Raw genomic sequence first — 16,014 nt, forward strand, 5'->3', positions numbered from 1 at the left:
CCGCAAACCCTGTAAACCCCATCCACTTTCGGAGGTTGACATGGAGTCATACGAACGCGAAGCGCTGGAAGCGGTGACCACGCGTCCCCTGCACGCCTACCGCACCCTGGCCGTCGAACGGATCAACCCCGTCCTGGGGGCGGAAGTCTCAGGCGTCGACCTGTCGCAGGAGCTTCCGGCGGAGCAACTGGAGGAGATCCGGGTCGCCTTCCGCGACCACCACGTCCTCGTCTTCCGCGATCAGAAGATCACCGCCGAGCATCACAAGCGCTTCGCCGCAGCCTTCGGCGAACTGCGCCCCGTCAACCCGCCGCCGCCCGAGGGCGATCCGTACATCCTGGAGATCCGCACGACGTCGGCCGCGGCGGACGTGGCGGGCAACGGCTGGCACGCGGACGGCACCGCCGACGCCGAACCGTCACTGGGGTCGATGCTCTACATCACCGAGATACCCGAGCCGGGATGCGGCGGCGACACCCTCTTCGCCAACATGCACCTCGCGTACGACATGCTCTCACCGGCCATGCGCGCCCTGCTGGACCCGCTGACCGCGATACACGACGGCGCGCAGGCGCTGGCGGGATACACACCGCCCGCGGACTACGTCATCCCCAAGAGCGAACACCCGCTCATCGCCCGGCACCCCGAGACCGACCGCAAACTGCTGTACGTCAACAAGGCCTACACCAGCCGCATCCCGCAGCTCTCCGCCGACGAGAGCCGCGCCCTGCTCGACCTGCTCTTCGACATCATCGCCCGCAGGCCGGTCCTGCACTGCCGCGTCCGCTGGACCCCGGGCACGCTCGTCCTCTGGGACAACCGGTGCGTCCAGCACCATGCGACGTACGACTACTACCCCTACGCCCGCTACGGCCAGCGCGTCGCCATCAACGGCGGCCCCGTCAAGGGCTGATGGCCTGAACTGACGTAGGCCGGCGCCTGGTGCACCCGGTGCTGAACACGCATCGTGCTGTCCTCTCCACAGTGATGGTCCGTGGCGACGGTGCTCGGCCGGGTCGGCGACGAACCGGCCCTCGGCTTGGCCGTCCAGTGGGAGGCCGCCGCCGCGAGGATGGCCGCGGAGGCCGTTCGCGGTCTGCGTGACGCCGCGAGGGAGTTCGCGTCCGGCCAGCCGTCGCCGCGGAACTCCGGCTGCTCGACACCCTCGTGGCGGAGCTGGACCGCATCGACCGCAAAACCGCCGATCTGCTCGCGGGACTGGGGCCTCTCCCCGGCTCGTGAGCCTGACGGTCCCGCCTTCCAGCTGGGCGGGCTCAAGGTCCCGGTCTAGCGCAGCGCGGCCTGCGCACGGGTCCAGATCGCCTTCGTATCGAACGCGTCCGCCTGCCAGGTGGCCGAGGTCAGCGTGCCGCGGTCTTTGTAGGCGCGCATGATGGCGACGTGCGGCGGCCAGGCGATGAAGCCGTGCAGGGCGGCTGTGTCGCGCCATACGGCCACGGCCCCGCACCGGCGGGCGGTGGGGATCGTCCAGAGCCACATCCCGTACGCCCCCGCGAGCTCCGGCCAGCGTGCCGCCAGTCGACGGGCCTCCCCGTGGACGCGAGGCAGGTCCCTGATGCTGTCGAGTCTGAAGTCGGTGACGCTGACCAGCACCGGGCCGTCCCGGTCGTGGGCCTGGCCGGACGTCCATGAGGACCTCAGCATGTCATGTCCCGGACGGCCAGGCCGGACCAGCCCGGCGATCGGCCCAGGGCCGTCAGGATCCCTTCCAGCGTGCTCGCGCCGTCACCCGGGGGCAGTGCGGGACGGAAGGCACTGTCGGGGGCCAGGCGGAAGTCCCCGTCCGGGACAGCACGGGCCAACGGCAGCGCGGCGGACAGGAGTTCGGGACCGGGGTCGTACGCGACACCCAGGCTGCGGGCGACGTCCCAGCCGTGGACCACGTAGTCGATGAGATGGAAGCCGATGGCCTGGGCGGCCGGGAACGTCCGGCCGGCCGACAGTTCGGGCAGGACGAAGGGACGGTCGGGATCGGCCACGATCGCGAACGCGGCGATGACCTCTTCCGCCGCTTCGCCGTACTCCGCGGCGGCGTCCTCGGCGGGAAGGCGAACCCTCCAGTGCGCGAGGTCCTCGCCGTGCCCGAGCGCGGCCGCCGCGAACCCGCGGTGCTGGCCCGTCATATGGGCGAGCAGATCGCCCAGCGTCCACGCCGCGCAGGGGGTCGGGCGGAGCAGGTCATCGGGGGTCACCTGGCGCACCAGGGCCGCGCTGTCCCGGACCGCCTGCGCGTCGAGGCGCCGTAAGCGGTCCAGGTGCGCATGAGAATTAGTAAGCATATGCACATGATGTGCGCGTACCCATCAACTGTCAACGGGTATTTTCTTGGTCATGGCCGACAACGCAGACCAGGAAGGCACCGAAGACACCTCGCCAGGAGGGCGGGCGTCCCGTCCCGACCTCGCCGAGATGGTCGCGCCGCTGCTGCGCACCCTGATGGCCGCGGAGCAACCGGTCCTCGACGCACACGGGTTGACGATGTGGGCGTATGCCGTGCTGCTGCACCTCGACGACACACCGATCCGCACCCAGGCCGCGCTGGCGGACGCCATCCGGGCGGACAAGACCCGCATCATCGCGGTCCTCGACGACCTGGAGAGCCGTGGACTGATCCGACGCCGGCCCGATCCCGACGACCGGCGCGCGCGCCTGCTGTCCCTCTCCGCCGAGGGGCGACAACTGCGGGACGCCGTCCAGTGCGCCATCCAGAAGGGCGAGGAACGGCTGCTCGCCCACCTGCCGGCCGCGGACCGCGACGGTTTCCTCAGGGGCCTCCGGGCCCTGTCCGCCCTGACGGAGCCGGGAGCGAGCGGGCCCGGCCGGTAGCCGGGCCGGGCCGAGCGCGGCGAAGCGGTGACAGGCCGCCGGCCGCTCTGGTCGTCCTACCGCCCGCCGCGGCCGGAGCGAGATCCGCTTCCACGCGGAGGGCGGCATCGTGGTCGACCAATTGCCCCAGGCCCAGGTTCCGGTCGCGAGCGTGCGTGGCCCTCCGGGACCAGGCCCACGGGGCGCGAGGCCCGTTCAGTTCACATCCATCACGTCGGCGGCCGCGCGGCACCCCCACACCTCGCTATCGTCTAGTTGACGATAAAAGGCCGCTGTGCCAAGCTGACGCGGAGTCATCCCGCGGCACCGCCGAACGTATGGAGCCCCATGACCAGCACCTCCCTGCCGAACCCCCGCCTGGACGCGCGCGGCACCGACCGTGCCGCCGGGGTACTGCTCGGCGCGGCCGTCGGTGACGCGCTGGGCGTGCCGTACGAGTTCCAGGCGACGCTGCGCGAAGACCAGCAGCCGCAGATGCTCGGCGGCGGCCTGGGACCGTACGAGCCCGGTGAGTACTCCGACGACACCCAGATGCAGGTCTGCATCGCCGAAGTGGCGGCGACGGGAGCCGACTTGCGCACCCCCCAGGCCCTCGACGCGATCGCCGGCAACTTCCGGCGCTGGCTGGACGGCGGCGCCAGTGACGTCGGCTCCCAGACCAGAGCCGTACTTCAGGCCGCCGGCCGCGCATCCGGAGCGCCGGGCGCGGCGATGCTGGAGGCGGCCCGCCACTTCAGCGCCGGCCACGACCGCAGCGCCGGCAACGGCTCGTTGATGCGTACCGGGATCGTCGCGCTCGCTCACCTCGGCGACGCCGGCGCGATGGCCGAGGCAGCCGTCGCCGTCAGCGCGCTCACCCACCCGGACCCGGACTGTGCCGACGCCTGCGTGCTGTGGTGCTCCGGTATACGCACCGCCGTGCTGCACGGAACCTTCGACGGCGTGCGCGCCGGCCTCGACCTGCTGCCCGCGGAACGCCGAGGACTGTGGGCACGACGTCTGGACGAGGCGGAGGCCCATCCGCCGCACCACTTCTCCCAGAACGGCTGGGTCGTCCACGCGCTCCAGGCCGCCTGGTCGGCGATCAGCCGCACGCCCGTCCCCGAGTTGAGCCCCGCCGAGGGCGGTTTCCCCGCCCAGCACCTGCGTCACGCCCTGGAGGCGGCAGTCCGGGCCGGTACGGACACCGACACCGTCGCGGCGATCGCCGGCACGCTGCTCGGGGCGCGCTGGGGCTGCTCCGGCATCCCGCTGGAATGGCAGCGGGCCGTCCATGGCTGGCCCGGCCTCACCTCCCCGGACCTGGTCCGGCTGGCGGTGCTCACGGCCCGGGGCGGACACGACGACGGCGACGGGTGGCCGTCGGTGGCGCGGATGCCGCTGCCGACCGCATCGCCGAGCGGCTTCGCCGTTCCCCACCCGCACGACTCCGCGGTGGTGCTGGGCAATCTGGCCCTGCTCCAGGGCGCCGAACCGGTCGACGTGGACGCGGTCGTGTCGCTGTGCCGCATGGGCACGGAACCCGTCCTGCCCGGAGCCGACGCCGAGCATGTGCGTGTCTGGCTGGTGGACAGTCATGGAGACAATGCCAACCTCCACTATGTCGTGGACCAGGCCGCTCGTGAGGTGCTGCGGCTGCGCCGTGAAGGCAAGCGGGTCCTGCTCCATTGCGTGGCCGGCCAGAGCCGCACCCCGGCCGTCGCCGCCGTCTACAGCCACCTGGCCACCGGTACCGATGCCGAGACCGCGCTGAAGGAACTGCGCGAGGTGCTGGTGGGCGGCTGGCAGCTGTCTGCACATCCTCAACTGCATGACTGTGTGCACGAGTTGACCGTGACGGCAGCCGCTCGGAAAGGACCGCGCGACACGGCCGGGGGACGGAAGGCAGGGTTCCTGGAAGACAAGGGGGCCTTGTCCCGGGTGCGCGGCATGCTGCTCGGTCTGGCGCTGGGCGACACGCTCGGCGCCGCCCGGGGCAGGCTGCCGGCCGACGGCCCGTTGCGCGCCGGGGTGAGCACCCAGCTGGCCTGCTTCACGGCGGAGGGGACGATCCGTGCTCTCGTGCGTGGCGCTCACAAGGGCATCTGCCATCCCCCGTCGGTGGTGTGGCACGCCTATGGCCGGTGGGCGGCTCTCCAGGGCATCGAGGTGGAGCGGATCCGGCGCCGCTGGGCCGGAGGCAGCGCCGACAAGGCGTGGCCGGACGGCTGGCTCTCCCAGGTGCCGGTGCTGGCACAGCGCCGCGGTTCGGCACCGGCGACCGTGGCCGCGCTCATCAAGATCGAGCAGGGCACCGTGGAGAGTCCGGCCACGAGCAGCCGTGGCTGTCACGCGCTCACCCGTACTCTCCCCGCCGCCGCGGTGGGTGCCGTACACGGTTCGAAAGCGTCAGCGCAGTGGGCTCGTGAGATCGCCGCCCTCACCCACGGTGATCGGGGTGCGCAGTCGGCAGCGGCCCACGCGGCCGTGCTCGTCGACCACTGCCTGACCAGCACCCCCACCCGGCCCGGCGACCAGTTCGCGGTGCGGGAGGCACTGATGGACGGCATCCGTGCCCTGCCCCATGCCGACCCCCACCTGGCCACCGACGAGCAGGGCCGGCTCACTTCGGCGCTCCAGCAGGCCGAGCGCCACCCCGCCGACGCGGCACGGCTCGCGAAACTCGCCCCGGACGCCACCGCGCCGTCCGCCCTGCTCGGCGGCCTGTACGTCGCCGCTTCCTTCCCCGACCGAGCAGGGGTGGGGGCCGCTCTGCGCTTCGCCGCCCAGGCGCCGGACGGCGACTCGGTGGCCTGCGTGGCCGGGGCGCTGCTCGGAGCCGCGCATGGCGCCGAGGCGTTGCCCGTCGACCTCGTCAGCCGCCACGAACTGGCCTGGGTGCTGGACACGCTGGCCCGCGATCTCGTCGCCCAGCTCACCGACTCCCCCAGCGGCAGCGAGTACAGCGCTGGTTGGGACCCGCACTGGTGGGACCGCTACCCCGGCTGGTGACGCGTCAGGGCGTGTCGGCCGCGGGGTCGTGCGCGTACAGGAAGTTACTGGCGAGCATGGCGCGTTCGGCGGTCGTGCCCCGCTGGAAGTCCGCAGCGGCGGCCAGCCGTTGTGCCCAGGGACTACGTGCAGTGGAACGGGCAGGTCGAGTCCTGGGCGGACCTGACCGCCAGCGTTGACCCTCGACCTTGTCGAGGGATCAGAGTTCCGGGTGTGGAGAGCGAGATGCGCAGCATCGGGGAGATGGCGCGGGACAGTGGACTGGGCGTGAGTGCGCTGCGGTTCTACGACCGTGCCGGTGTGCTGGTCCCCGCCTGGGTGGACCCGGTCAGTGGCTACCGGTGGTACGACCCCGGGCAGCTGGAGGAGGCCCGCGTGCTGGCCCGTCTGCGCCGGGCCGGTATGCCGTTGGCGGACATCCGGCTGGTCCTGGCCGGCTGGTCCGGCGCGGACACGGACCTGGTACGCGGCCTCCTCCAGGCGCATCTGCGCCGCCTCGAACTGGGCTTGGCCGACGCCCGCAGTGAGTTCTCCACGCTCCGAGCACTACTCGACCACAGGGAGAACCCCATGACTTCGCTCAGCACCGCCACCGTCCACCTGTCCGTGTCCGCAACCGAACTGGCCGCCGCGCTGGACGCGGTCCGTTTCGCGGCCGGTTCGGACCCGGACCTGCCGATGCTCGCCGGTGTCCTGTTCGACATCGAGGGGGAAGGACTGAGCGTGGCGGCGACCGACCGCTACCGGATGGCCGTCGCCCGGGCCGCCACCACCGGATACGACGGACCCCGCGTGCAGGCCATCGTGCCGCTGCCTCTCGCCGATGCGATGCGGGCGCTGTTGCAGGGCGAGGAACCGGTACGGCTCGCCGTGGACGGTGAGCGTGTATCGCTGGAGGCGGGCGACCGTCAGACGGCCGGCCGGCGCCTCGACCACGACTTCCCCGACTACCGTCGCCTGGTCCAACTGCCGCCCGGCCGCCGGGCGCTCGTCGATGTGGCCGCCTTCCGCGAGGCGCTGGAGACCGGTCCGGTCCGCGCGAGTGAGCTGCGCGAGCAGGACGGCGAGCGCTGCGACGTCGGCGTGCTCAGGGTGGCGGACGACGGCACGGCGATCCTTTGCGAGGACGGTGACGACGACCAGCACAACGTCGGCGTCAACCGGGACTTCCTGCTGGACGCACTCGCCGCCGGGGACCGCAGCGAGCTGATCCTGGAACTCGGCGCCCCCACCGCACCGCTCGCGATCCGCCGGCCCGACGACGAGCGGACCTTCTCGGTCCTGATGCCGATTCGTCTGGAGGACTAGGTGTTCTGTCCACGGCAGGTTTCGACCACGTGGGTGTGGATCTCCGCCCAGACCGTCTTCGTGTACGCGTCGCGGACCGTGCATCCCCATCGGTCCGCGTACGCCTGGACGAGAAGCAGTCCACGGCCCGACGTCTCGTCGGCGGGCTCTGGTGTCTTGTGCGATGGCAGGCGCTCGGGGCGGGAGTCTGTCACCTCGATGCGGATTGCGTGCGGCAGGAGGAGCAGCGCGAGGCGGAAGTCTCGGCCAGGGAGGCTGCCGTGGCGGATGGCGTTGGCGGCGAGTTCGGCGGTGACCAGGGCGACGGTTCGGGCCGCATCCGAGTCGTGCGGGAGGCCGGTCCACTCGGTGAACTGCTGGACGGCGAGTTGGCGGGCCAGTCGGGCTCCGCGTCTGGTGCTGCTGAAGCACAGGGTCAGGCGGCGGGCGGGGGTGTGGGGCTGCCGTGCCTCGTCGGCGAGCTGATGTTGTGTCACGTGGTCAGAGTGGGCGGGCTAGTGGTCGGCTGGCCAGGTACGGCTGTCGTACGTCGGCCGCTGCCGCCCTGGTCGTACGGGCGTTGTACGGGTTCTGCTCGTGTCCCCGTTGCTCCGCGCCGCGTTGGACATGGCCCGGTGGGTGGGTGTCGAGCGGGGTGCACTTCGGGATGGAAGGGCGTGGGCGCGTGAAGGCGGTACGGGACGGTCGGAGCGGGCGGGCGTTGAGGGGCAAGGAGGAGACGCCGGATCTGCCTGGCGTCTGGTCGGCGTACGGTGTGCTGCTCCAGCATCTGCGGAGGCGGGCCGGGTTGAACCAGCAGCAGCTCGGGGACGCCATCGGCTACTCGTTGGAGCAGGTCGCCTCGGTGGAGCAGGGGCGGCGGCCGGCGAAGGTGGCGTTCACTGTGGCGGCGGACCGTGTGCTGGAAGCGGGCGGTGTGCTGGAGGTGCTCCAGGACGAGGTGGACCGGGCCAAGTTGCCCCGGTTCTTTCGCAACTTCGCGGTGATCGAGGCGGAGGTGGTGAGTCGGTTCTCCTACGATCCGCTGCTGGTGCCGGGGCTGTTGCAGACGGAAGGGTATGCGCGGGCGCTCTTCGCCCAGCACTGTCCGCCGCTGAACGAGGAGACGATCGACCAGCACACGGAGGCGCGACTCAGCCGGCAGAAGTTGCTGACGCGAGTTCCGCTGGCGGAGTTGTCGTTCATCGTCGGTGAGGAGGCGCTGCGAAATCCCGTGGGCGACACGGATGTGATGCGCGGGCAGTGGCAACACCTGCTTGAGGTGTGTGCTTTCCGCAACGTCGAGGTCCAGGTCATGCCTGCCGCGTCCGGGTTTCACTCCGGTCTGAACGGACCGTTTGTGGTGCTGGAGACCAAGGAGCACCAGCACTTCGGCTACATCGAATCGCAGGAGGTCGGGTGTGTCGTCCGTGATCCGTCAGAGGTGAGCGCCTTCGGGTTGCGGTATGGCAAGCTGCGATCACAGGCTCTGAACGGCGTCGAGTCTGCGCACCTCATCGAACGGCTGGGGGGAGAGACATGAGCGTGGAGCAGGTGTCCGAGAAGGTGAATGGGCTGCGCTGGTTCAAGAGCAGCTACAGCGGATCGGGGGGCGGCGACTGCGTAGAGGTGGCCGCCGACCAGCACGACGTGTACGTACGGGACTCGAAGGCCGCGGTTGGCGGGCCGGTACTGCGGGTCGCGCGAGGCGAGTGGGCTGCGTTCATGGCGCTGGCGGCGAAGTAGAAGCCATCTCCGAGGCGGCGAAGCTGGGGTGGGACGAGGGGCCGCGCGAGCCCTCACCCACTCGGCGACCGCGAGGCCGCCGCCCCCCACCGGATCCGCAGCGCGCAGAGCGACACGATCAGGGCCGAGGCGGCGACCGCGGACATGCCGAGGGTGAGGCCGCCGGCGCCGGCGATGAAGCCGATCAGGGCGGGGCCGGCCAGCAGGCCCGTGGTGCCCATCGCGGCGACCAGGGCCAGCGCGTCCGGGCCGTGCCCAGCCGCGGCGACGTACACGCACGGGGTGATCGCCGCCGCCCCCAGGCCCACGCAGGCGAAACCGGCCAGCGTGGGCAGTACGCCGCCGGTCGCGAGGGCGAGGGCCAGGCCGAGACCGGCCACGGCGCCGCCGACGCGCACGACCAGGCCGTCGCCCCAGCGGCTGCGCCAGCGGTCGGCGCCTACGCGTGCCAGCAGCATCATGACGGAGACGACGGCGATGCCCAGCGGCGCGACGGCCGGTGAGGCCTTGACGACGTCCTTCAGGTAGAGCGCCGACCAGTCGTTCATGGCGCCTTCGGTGATGGTGCCGAACGCCATGGCGCAGCCCATCCACAGCGTCATGCGGGACGGCGACGTCAGAGCGGAGCGGCGTTTCCCCGGCCCCTTTGGCCGTTGCTCCGGCGGCTCGTCGGTCAGCAGCCGCGACCGTGCCCGGCCGAGCAGCGCCAGCAGCAGGGCGGCGGCCGCCGCGAAGTGGGCCGTGACGGCCGGTGTCACCGTGTTGACGCCGGAGGCCAGGAGCGCCGCGCCCAGCAGTCCGGCGCTGAACGTCGCGTGGAGCTGGGACATGGCGGTGCGGCCGTACTTGGTCTCCAGCGCGGCGCCCTGTGCGTTCATGGCGACGTTCAGGCAGCCGACCGCGACGCCGTCGCAGCAGATGACCAGCAGCGCCGTCGGGTAGTTCGGCGCCACGGACAGGGCCGGGAGCAGCGCGGCCAGGCACAGGGCGGAGCCGAGCGCCAGGCGCCGCGAGCCCAGTCGCCTGGTCAGGAACGCGACGAGCGGGAAGGAGGCGGCGGCGCCCGCGCCGCAGGCCATGAGCAGCAGTCCCAGTTCCTGCTCGGTCAGGTGCAGCCTGGTCTTCAGCGCCGGGAGCCGGGAGGCCCAGGTGGCGTACTGGAAGCCGAGGAAGCAGAACAGGGCCGCGATCGCCCACTTCTCGCGGCGGAATCCGTCCTGGGCGCGTGGCGTGTTCTTCAGCATCTGCATCAGCCGGGCTCCTCGCCGTCGTGCGGGCGGCTGGTGGGCAGCGTGGTGGACATGTACACCGCTTCGCTGCCGTAGCCGGGCGGAGGGCCGGCCTCGCGGTGGGGCCGGTAGCCGTGGGCCTGCCAGTAGGTCTCCATGCCGCCGACGGCGACCAGCGAGATGCGCTGGAAGCCGCGCGCGCGGGCGGCGGCCGTCAGATGGCGCAGCAGCCGGGTGCCGAGTCCGCGGCCCCGCAGGTCCTCGGCGACGACGAGGTCGTGCAGGTGGAGGTTGTGGGAGTGGAACACGGTGGTCTCCGGTGCGGTGAGGTCCGGACAGTGGAACCTCGGGTAGGGCAGGGCGAGTACATAGCCCGCGATCCGGCCGCCCAGTTCCAGGACGAAGCAGGTGTCCGGCGAGCTGCGGCCCCTGGACTCCAGCGCGTCCTGGCCCTCCGAGAGCGAGCAGTCCGCGTACGCGGCGGCTTCCAGGGCCGCCACGCCCGGCCAGTCGGCGCCTGCGACGGGGCGGATGCGTGCGAGGTCGTACGGGAGCGGGCGGAAACCGTTGAAGTGCTGGGCCATATAGCTGGTGGCGTAGGCGCCGGCGGACAGGATCCACACCGGGTCGCCGGAGGCCAGGTCCCCGGGCACGCGCACCCGGTGGTGCCCGGCTCCGTAGGTGTCGTCGCTGTCGCAGGTGGGGCCGGCGACGACGGCGTGGACGTGCTCCGCCTCGTTCCGGCCGACGTGGCCGGGGAAGACCAGCCGGTAGCCCAACTGGTCCATCTCATAGAGCCCGTTGAACTTCCCCACGCTCAGGTACAGCCAGTGCTCGGCGGCTCCGTCCGGCCGTCGGCGTGCGGTCATCCGGTACACATGGGCCCGGACGGCGCCGTGGTCCGCCACCAGGTGGCGGCCGGGCTCCATGACGAAGCCGAGCGGGGCGGAGCCGGCCTCCCGCAGTCGCTCCATGCCTTCGCGGATGACGGTGAACATCTTGTCCAGCGGGGGTTCGAGCCGGTGGCCCCAGCGGTCGAGGTAGCCGAGCGCGGGCAGGCCGCCGCCGAGGTTGACGTGGTCCGGCACGATGTCCCGGCCGCGCAGTGCCACGAGCACTTCGGCGAGGGTGTCGAAGGCGTCCTGCCAGGCTTCGACCGTCATCTGCTGGGAGCCGACGTGCACGGACAGTCCCGCCGGGGTGAGCCCGGCCGCCCGAGCCGCCGTCAGCACCCTTACCGCGTCGTCCGGCGAGCAGCCGAACTTGCGGCTCAGCCCCCACAGGGCTCCCTCCCCGCTGGTGGCGAGGCGGCAGAACACCCGGGCGCCCGGCGCGTGGGCGGCGATGGCGGCCACGTCCTGCACGCTGTCGGTGGCGAAGGTCCGGACACCGAGCCGGTGGGCTTCGGCGATCGCCGCGTCGGACTTCACGGTGTTGCCGTAGTGGATACGGTCCGCGGGTACGCCCGTCCGCAACGCCTGCGCGATCTCGGCCGGGCTCGCCGCGTCGAAGCCGGCACCCCGGCCGGCGAGGCAGGTCAGCACCTCGTCGACGGGGCACGCCTTGACGGCGAAGCGGACGTCCGCACCGGGCAACTCCCGTACGAGCGCCTCGTACTGGGCCTCGATGCCGAGCAGGTCGAAGACGACGGTGTCCTCGGAGGCGGCGGCCAGGGCGACCGACAGCGCGGCGGACAGCGGCACGGGCATGTCCCCGCTCACCGGTCCGCGTCCCCGAGTCCGGTAGCCCGTGCCGCGTCCACCAGCGCGGGCCAGGCCTCGGTCAGCAGCGCGAAGTCCTCGATGTCGCGCCGGGCCTCGTCCAGCAGACGTTCGCGGCGTGCCGCCAGCAGGTCGGCGAAGGCCGCGTATCTGCCGCCCAGTTTGCGGTAGGCGTTGTCGACACGGTCCAGCCGCCACACGTTCTCGGACCGGTCCAGGCCGGTGCTCTCCCGCAGGAAGCCCACGACGGCGTCGGCCCGCACGCGTTGCCGGTCGTCGAGGAGGGCGGCGCCCGCTTGTGCCATCCGGTCGTAGACGTGGTGGAAGTAGAGCATCGACAGCAGGAACTTCACGAACCGCGTCTGGTAGGCGAGGAAGCCGGAGTCGGTGCGCCGTTCCGGGGTGTGGAAGTTCTCGATGTGGCGGTTGTGCAGGATTCCGGGCAGCGTGGCGTCGTGGACGAGGTGGAGGAGGAAGTAGTCGCTGCCGATGGTGTCGGTGGCCGGTGGCAGCGGCACCCGCTCGTACACCTCGTGGTGGAGGGCGATGTTGCACATGTCGACCCGCATGGGGTCGACCAGGGTCAGCGTCGAGTGGTCCTCGGTGAACGGGGCGGTGCCGGCGCCCTTGAAGGACTCCGCGACCAGGTCCCGCTTGCGCTCCTCGGACCAGTGACCGGGCGCCCAGAGGCTCACGACCTCGTGGTGGATGTCCTCGTCGAGGCGCTGTATCTCGCCGATGTCCACGGAGAGTTCGCCGATGAAGGAGGCGCCGGCCAGTGACACCGGGCGGTCGGCGTGCGCGGGGTCGAGGTCCGTCTCCGTCACACCCGCCGCGGCCCGCGCGGCGGTCATGCCGAGCGACGGCAGCTCGTGGTGCACGGGGAACACCGGTTCGCCGCCCGCCGACTGGTAGGCGCTGTCGGAGTCCCGGCGGTGCACCGACCGGCAGCCGAGCGCGCTCGCGATCAGGAAGGCCCGGTTGGTGCAGGCGCCGTAGGAGACGCCGGACGGGAGCATGAGGCCGAGCATCCGGTCCGGGTCGGCGACGCCGCTCCGGTGGATCACGTCCCGCAGGAAGTCCCGCTGGCGGGCCTCGTCGAGGTGATGGACGGTCAGTCCCGCCACCGGGGGCGGTGCGGCCAGGACACCGGCGTGCTCGGACCGGGTCCGCTCGTCGCAGGAGTCGAGGACCAGCAGACGCACCTCGGCGTCGAAGTGGCGGGCCGCGTGGGCCGCCTCCTCGGCGACGGCTGCCAGGGCCGGGGCGCAGGCGCGGTTGGTGGGAAGGGCGAGGCAGATCCGGGACGTGCCGGTCCCCGGGGTCACCGCTCGTCCCCCTGTCCGTGCCAGGAGTCCAGCCCGAGGAGCTTGCGGCCCAGGCCGTCGAGGACGGCGGGGCCGTAGCGGAGGGCCTCGGGCTCGCGGGCGTCGCCGAGCAGGGTCGCGTTCCAGTCGGGGGTGCTGAGGGTGCGCCAGGACTCGACGCGGGAGGTGCGCAGGTCCGTGTGCTCTTCCAGGGCGGGCATCATCGACAGGTACTGGACGGCTCTGACACCGTTGTCGGAGAGGTTCGGTGCCACGCCGTGCGCGAGCAGGCCGTTGAAGATCAGCAGGTCGCCGGCCTGGAGGTCGGGCCGTACGACGGGGAACTCCGAGCGGTCGATGGCGGGCCGGATCGGATCGCGGCCGGCGGGCTGGGCGATGCGCCATTCGTCGAACTGCCGGAACAGTTCGGGGGCGCACTGGAAGCCGCCGAGTTCGGGGCGGGTGTCGGTGAGGGCGATGATGCCCTGGACGCGCTGCGGGAGTACACCGAGGGTGGTGTCGACGTCCCAGTGCAGCTCGATGTCGAAGCCCTCGTCGGTGGGTTCGATCAGGGAGCGCGAACGGGTGCCCCGGTTGGGCGGGTTGAGGTTGAGCCGGTCCAGGGTGACCCACAGCTCCTCGCAGTCCCACACGTCGGCGAAGGCGTCGTGGACGCGCTCGGTCTGGCGGCTGTCCCACAGGAGTTGGTGGTGGTAGGCCTCGACGAAGCCGTAGACATGCAGGTCGCGGTCGAGGTCCGAGCGGAACTCCCTTTCCTCGTACCAGGTTTCGGGGCGGTCGGGGTCGAGCCCCTGGAACTCCCAGGCGAATTCCAGCAGGCTCTTGGCGGCGCCCGGGGAGATGGCGTCCCGGACGACGACATAGCCGTACGTCTGCCAGAAGGCGAGGTCCGCCTCGGACAGCACGCGCGGCGGCCGTGACTTCTCGATGTCTCTCAGGGGCGTCTGTGCGAGGTACGTCTCGCCGTCCGCGCTGAAGTAGGGGCGGTCCGATGCCGCTCGGAAGAGGTGGCGGTGGCGGTCAGGCGTCGGCATACGGCGACTCCGGGTTGATCGAACTGACGTACCCTCACCTTGGACTAGACCACTTCGCGATTCAACGGATCATGGCCGAAACTGCCGCCAACTGCCTGTCAAGTGCCGGTCGTTGAACAAAAGTGAGCGCCGGTCGGCACGAGGGCGCGCGGCGGAGCGCATGCCTGCGGTACGCCCTGCCGGTTCTCGTCCCGGACCACGGCGACGACCCGACGGTCGCCCGACGCCACCAGGGCGGCGCTGGCTGCAGCCACACCGGTGAACGGGCCTGCCGGCCGGTGCACATGAGTGAGCGCCGGCGGGCACGAAGCCCGGCCGGCGCTCTCGGTACCGCTTCGTCAGCCCGCGACGACGCGCTCCGCCGCCGCCACCGCGCAGACGCGGGCGGCGCCGTGCGTGGCGATGTGCAGGGCGCCGCGCGGCGGGGCCTGCGGTACGCCCATCTCGACCACGACGGTGTCCGGGCGGGCGGCGAGGAGGACGTCCAGGGCCGCGCGCATCCAGTCGTGCCGGTGCTCGTCGCGGACCACGGCGATGATCCGGCGGCCCCCCGACGCCTCCAGGGCGGCGCTGCCCGCGTCGGCGCCGGTGAAGGAGCCGGTCGTGGTGCCGGGCAGCGAGCGCTCCAGCTCGGCGCCGATGCCCCAGGGGGTCTCGTCCCCCACGGCGATGTTGGCGGCCGGGTTGAAGGTGGCGACGTACACCGGTTCGGTGACCGGGGCGGCGGCGCCCGGGCGGGTCACGGTCAGCGCGCGGCGCGCCGCGACCAGGCCGATCTCCGGGGCGGGTTCGGCCGCGGCCTGGGGATCGCGCCGCGCCTCGGCGGTCCAGCGCGCCAGCTGCCGTACCCGGGCGGCGGCGTCGGCCAGGCGTTCCGCGGGCAGTTCGCCGGAGCGGACCGCGGCGACCAGCGAGTCCCGCAGCCCCAGCACAGTGCCCTCGTCGCACAGTCCACCGCCGACGCAGATCGCGTCGGCGCCCGCCGCGATCGCCAGGACGACGCCGTGCTCCAGGCCGTACGTCCCCGAGATGGCCCGCATCTCCATGCCGTCGGTGACGATCAGCCCCTCGTAGCCGAGCTCGCCGCGCAGCAGCTCGGTGAGGATGCGCCGGGAGAGGGTCCCGGGGTGGTGCGGGTCCAGGGCGGGGACGAGGATGTGCGCGCTCATGACGGCGCGGGTGCCGGCCTCGATGGCCGCGCGGAACGGCACCAGTTCACGCGCGTACAGGGTGTCCGCGTCGACGTCGATGCGCGGCACGGCGTGGTGGGAGTCGACGTTGGTGTCGCCGTGGCCGGGGAAGTGCTTGGTGCAGGCGGCGACGCCGGTGGACTGCAGGCCCTGGACGTAGGCCGCGGTGTGCCGGGCGACCAGATCGGTGCCGGCGCCGAAGGAGCGTACGCCGATGACCGGGTTGTCGGGGTCGGCGTTGACGTCGGCGGACGGCGCCCAGTTGAAGTTGACGCCGCACGCGGCCAGGCGGCGGCCCAGCTCGCGGGCGACCCCCCGGGTGAGGTCCGGGTCGTCGACGGCGCCGAGGGCGTGGTTGCCGGGGAAGGAGGAGCCGGTACGGACCTCCAGGCGGGTGACGTCGCCGCTCTCCTCGTCGATGGCCACCAGCAGGTCGTCCCGCTCGGCCCGCAACTGGGCGGTGAGGCCGGTGACCTGTTCCTGACTGGTGACGTTGCGGCCGAACAGGGCGACGGAGGCCAGCCCTTCACCGAGCCGGCGGCGCACCCAGTCCGGCGCGGTGGTGCCGGCGAAGCCCGGCTGCAACACGGCGAGCGCGTCGCGGGTGAGGGTGTCATTGCCCGTGGCGAGTGTGGTCATCG

General features: G+C 72.1%; 15 protein-coding genes and 1 pseudogene. 7 read left to right on the forward strand and 9 right to left on the reverse strand.

Annotated elements, in window-relative coordinates; genetic code table 11:
- The first annotated feature begins 40 nt into the window (after nt 1–40).
- Nucleotides 41–913, forward strand: coding sequence for a TauD/TfdA family dioxygenase (locus tag ACH45E_RS03010; RefSeq protein WP_361435800.1), 873 nt, complete (start codon nt 41–43; stop codon nt 911–913).
- 81 nt (nt 914–994) lie between these two features.
- Nucleotides 995–1,291, forward strand: coding sequence for a hypothetical protein (locus tag ACH45E_RS03015; RefSeq protein WP_361435798.1), 297 nt, complete (start codon nt 995–997; stop codon nt 1,289–1,291).
- Here the strand turns inward: ACH45E_RS03015 and ACH45E_RS03020 are convergent.
- Together ACH45E_RS03020 and ACH45E_RS03025 are read right to left on the reverse strand one after the other, a co-directional pair.
- Complete coding sequence (locus ACH45E_RS03020; RefSeq protein ID WP_361435796.1) at nt 1,288–1,665, reverse strand: hypothetical protein; 378 nt, start codon at nt 1,663–1,665, stop codon at nt 1,288–1,290. The two genes, ACH45E_RS03015 and ACH45E_RS03020, sit on opposite strands and share 4 nt — an antisense overlap.
- Nucleotides 1,659–2,300 carry a TIGR03086 family metal-binding protein gene (locus ACH45E_RS03025; RefSeq protein WP_361435794.1) on the reverse strand — a complete coding sequence of 214 codons (642 nt, stop codon included), beginning with the start codon at nt 2,298–2,300 and terminating at the stop codon, nt 1,659–1,661. Before ACH45E_RS03025 ends, ACH45E_RS03020 begins: the two co-directional genes overlap by 7 nt.
- A gap of 52 nt (nt 2,301–2,352) precedes the next feature.
- Here ACH45E_RS03025 and ACH45E_RS03030 point away from each other — a divergent pair, with 52 nt between their 5' ends.
- The 3 genes from ACH45E_RS03030 to ACH45E_RS03040 all read left to right on the forward strand — a co-directional run bounded on the left by ACH45E_RS03030 (nt 2,353) and on the right by ACH45E_RS03040 (nt 7,146).
- Nucleotides 2,353–2,847 (forward strand): MarR family winged helix-turn-helix transcriptional regulator, encoded by a 495-nt coding sequence (locus tag ACH45E_RS03030; RefSeq protein ID WP_361435792.1) that lies wholly within the window; start codon nt 2,353–2,355, stop codon nt 2,845–2,847.
- 327 nt (nt 2,848–3,174) lie between these two features.
- The gene (locus ACH45E_RS03035; RefSeq protein ID WP_361435790.1) at nt 3,175–5,838 is read left to right on the forward strand and encodes an ADP-ribosylglycohydrolase family protein; all 2,664 of its coding nucleotides are present in this window, start codon (nt 3,175–3,177) and stop codon (nt 5,836–5,838) included.
- A 225-nt stretch (nt 5,839–6,063) separates the two neighbouring features.
- Nucleotides 6,064–7,146, forward strand: coding sequence for a MerR family transcriptional regulator (locus tag ACH45E_RS03040; protein WP_361435788.1), 1,083 nt, complete (start codon nt 6,064–6,066; stop codon nt 7,144–7,146).
- On the opposite strand, the gene ACH45E_RS03045 is transcribed toward ACH45E_RS03040, so the two are convergent.
- Nucleotides 7,143–7,622 (reverse strand): ATP-binding protein, encoded by a 480-nt coding sequence (locus tag ACH45E_RS03045; RefSeq protein ID WP_361435786.1) that lies wholly within the window; start codon nt 7,620–7,622, stop codon nt 7,143–7,145. The genes ACH45E_RS03040 and ACH45E_RS03045 overlap by 4 nt on opposite strands.
- Nucleotides 7,623–7,792: 170 nt before the next feature.
- On the opposite strand from ACH45E_RS03045, the gene ACH45E_RS03050 reads away from it, so the two are divergent.
- Together ACH45E_RS03050 and ACH45E_RS03055 are read left to right on the forward strand one after the other, a co-directional pair.
- The gene (locus ACH45E_RS03050) at nt 7,793–8,668 is read left to right on the forward strand and encodes a helix-turn-helix transcriptional regulator (RefSeq protein WP_361436831.1); all 876 of its coding nucleotides are present in this window, start codon (nt 7,793–7,795) and stop codon (nt 8,666–8,668) included.
- The gene (locus ACH45E_RS03055; protein WP_361435784.1) at nt 8,665–8,871 is read left to right on the forward strand and encodes a DUF397 domain-containing protein; all 207 of its coding nucleotides are present in this window, start codon (nt 8,665–8,667) and stop codon (nt 8,869–8,871) included. Before ACH45E_RS03050 ends, ACH45E_RS03055 begins: the two co-directional genes overlap by 4 nt.
- A gap of 53 nt (nt 8,872–8,924) precedes the next feature.
- On the opposite strand, the gene ACH45E_RS03060 is transcribed toward ACH45E_RS03055, so the two are convergent.
- The 6 genes and pseudogenes from ACH45E_RS03060 to ACH45E_RS03085 form a co-directional block, all read right to left on the reverse strand.
- Nucleotides 8,925–10,115, reverse strand: a complete 1,191-nt coding sequence (locus ACH45E_RS03060; RefSeq protein ID WP_361436828.1) for an MFS transporter — start codon at nt 10,113–10,115, stop codon at nt 8,925–8,927.
- A gap of 5 nt (nt 10,116–10,120) precedes the next feature.
- Complete coding sequence (locus tag ACH45E_RS03065; protein WP_361436825.1) at nt 10,121–10,600, reverse strand: GNAT family N-acetyltransferase; 480 nt, start codon at nt 10,598–10,600, stop codon at nt 10,121–10,123.
- Nucleotides 10,601–10,633: 33 nt separating this feature from the next.
- Nucleotides 10,634–11,809, reverse strand: a pseudogene (locus ACH45E_RS03070) (alanine racemase); the annotation flags it as partial.
- 8 nt (nt 11,810–11,817) lie between these two features.
- Nucleotides 11,818–13,149 carry a DUF6271 family protein gene (locus ACH45E_RS03075; protein WP_361435782.1) on the reverse strand — a complete coding sequence of 444 codons (1,332 nt, stop codon included), beginning with the start codon at nt 13,147–13,149 and terminating at the stop codon, nt 11,818–11,820.
- Nucleotides 13,146–14,183, reverse strand: a complete 1,038-nt coding sequence (locus ACH45E_RS03080) for a phytanoyl-CoA dioxygenase family protein (RefSeq protein ID WP_361435780.1) — start codon at nt 14,181–14,183, stop codon at nt 13,146–13,148. Before ACH45E_RS03080 ends, ACH45E_RS03075 begins: the two co-directional genes overlap by 4 nt.
- Nucleotides 14,184–14,521: 338 nt before the next feature.
- Nucleotides 14,522–16,012 (reverse strand): glycoside hydrolase family 3 N-terminal domain-containing protein, encoded by a 1,491-nt coding sequence (locus ACH45E_RS03085; RefSeq protein ID WP_361435778.1) that lies wholly within the window; start codon nt 16,010–16,012, stop codon nt 14,522–14,524.
- Nucleotides 16,013–16,014 lie beyond the last annotated feature (2 nt).

This window comes from Streptomyces sp. NPDC020299 (assembly GCF_044387825.1).
Lineage (GTDB): Bacteria > Actinomycetota > Actinomycetes > Streptomycetales > Streptomycetaceae > Streptomyces.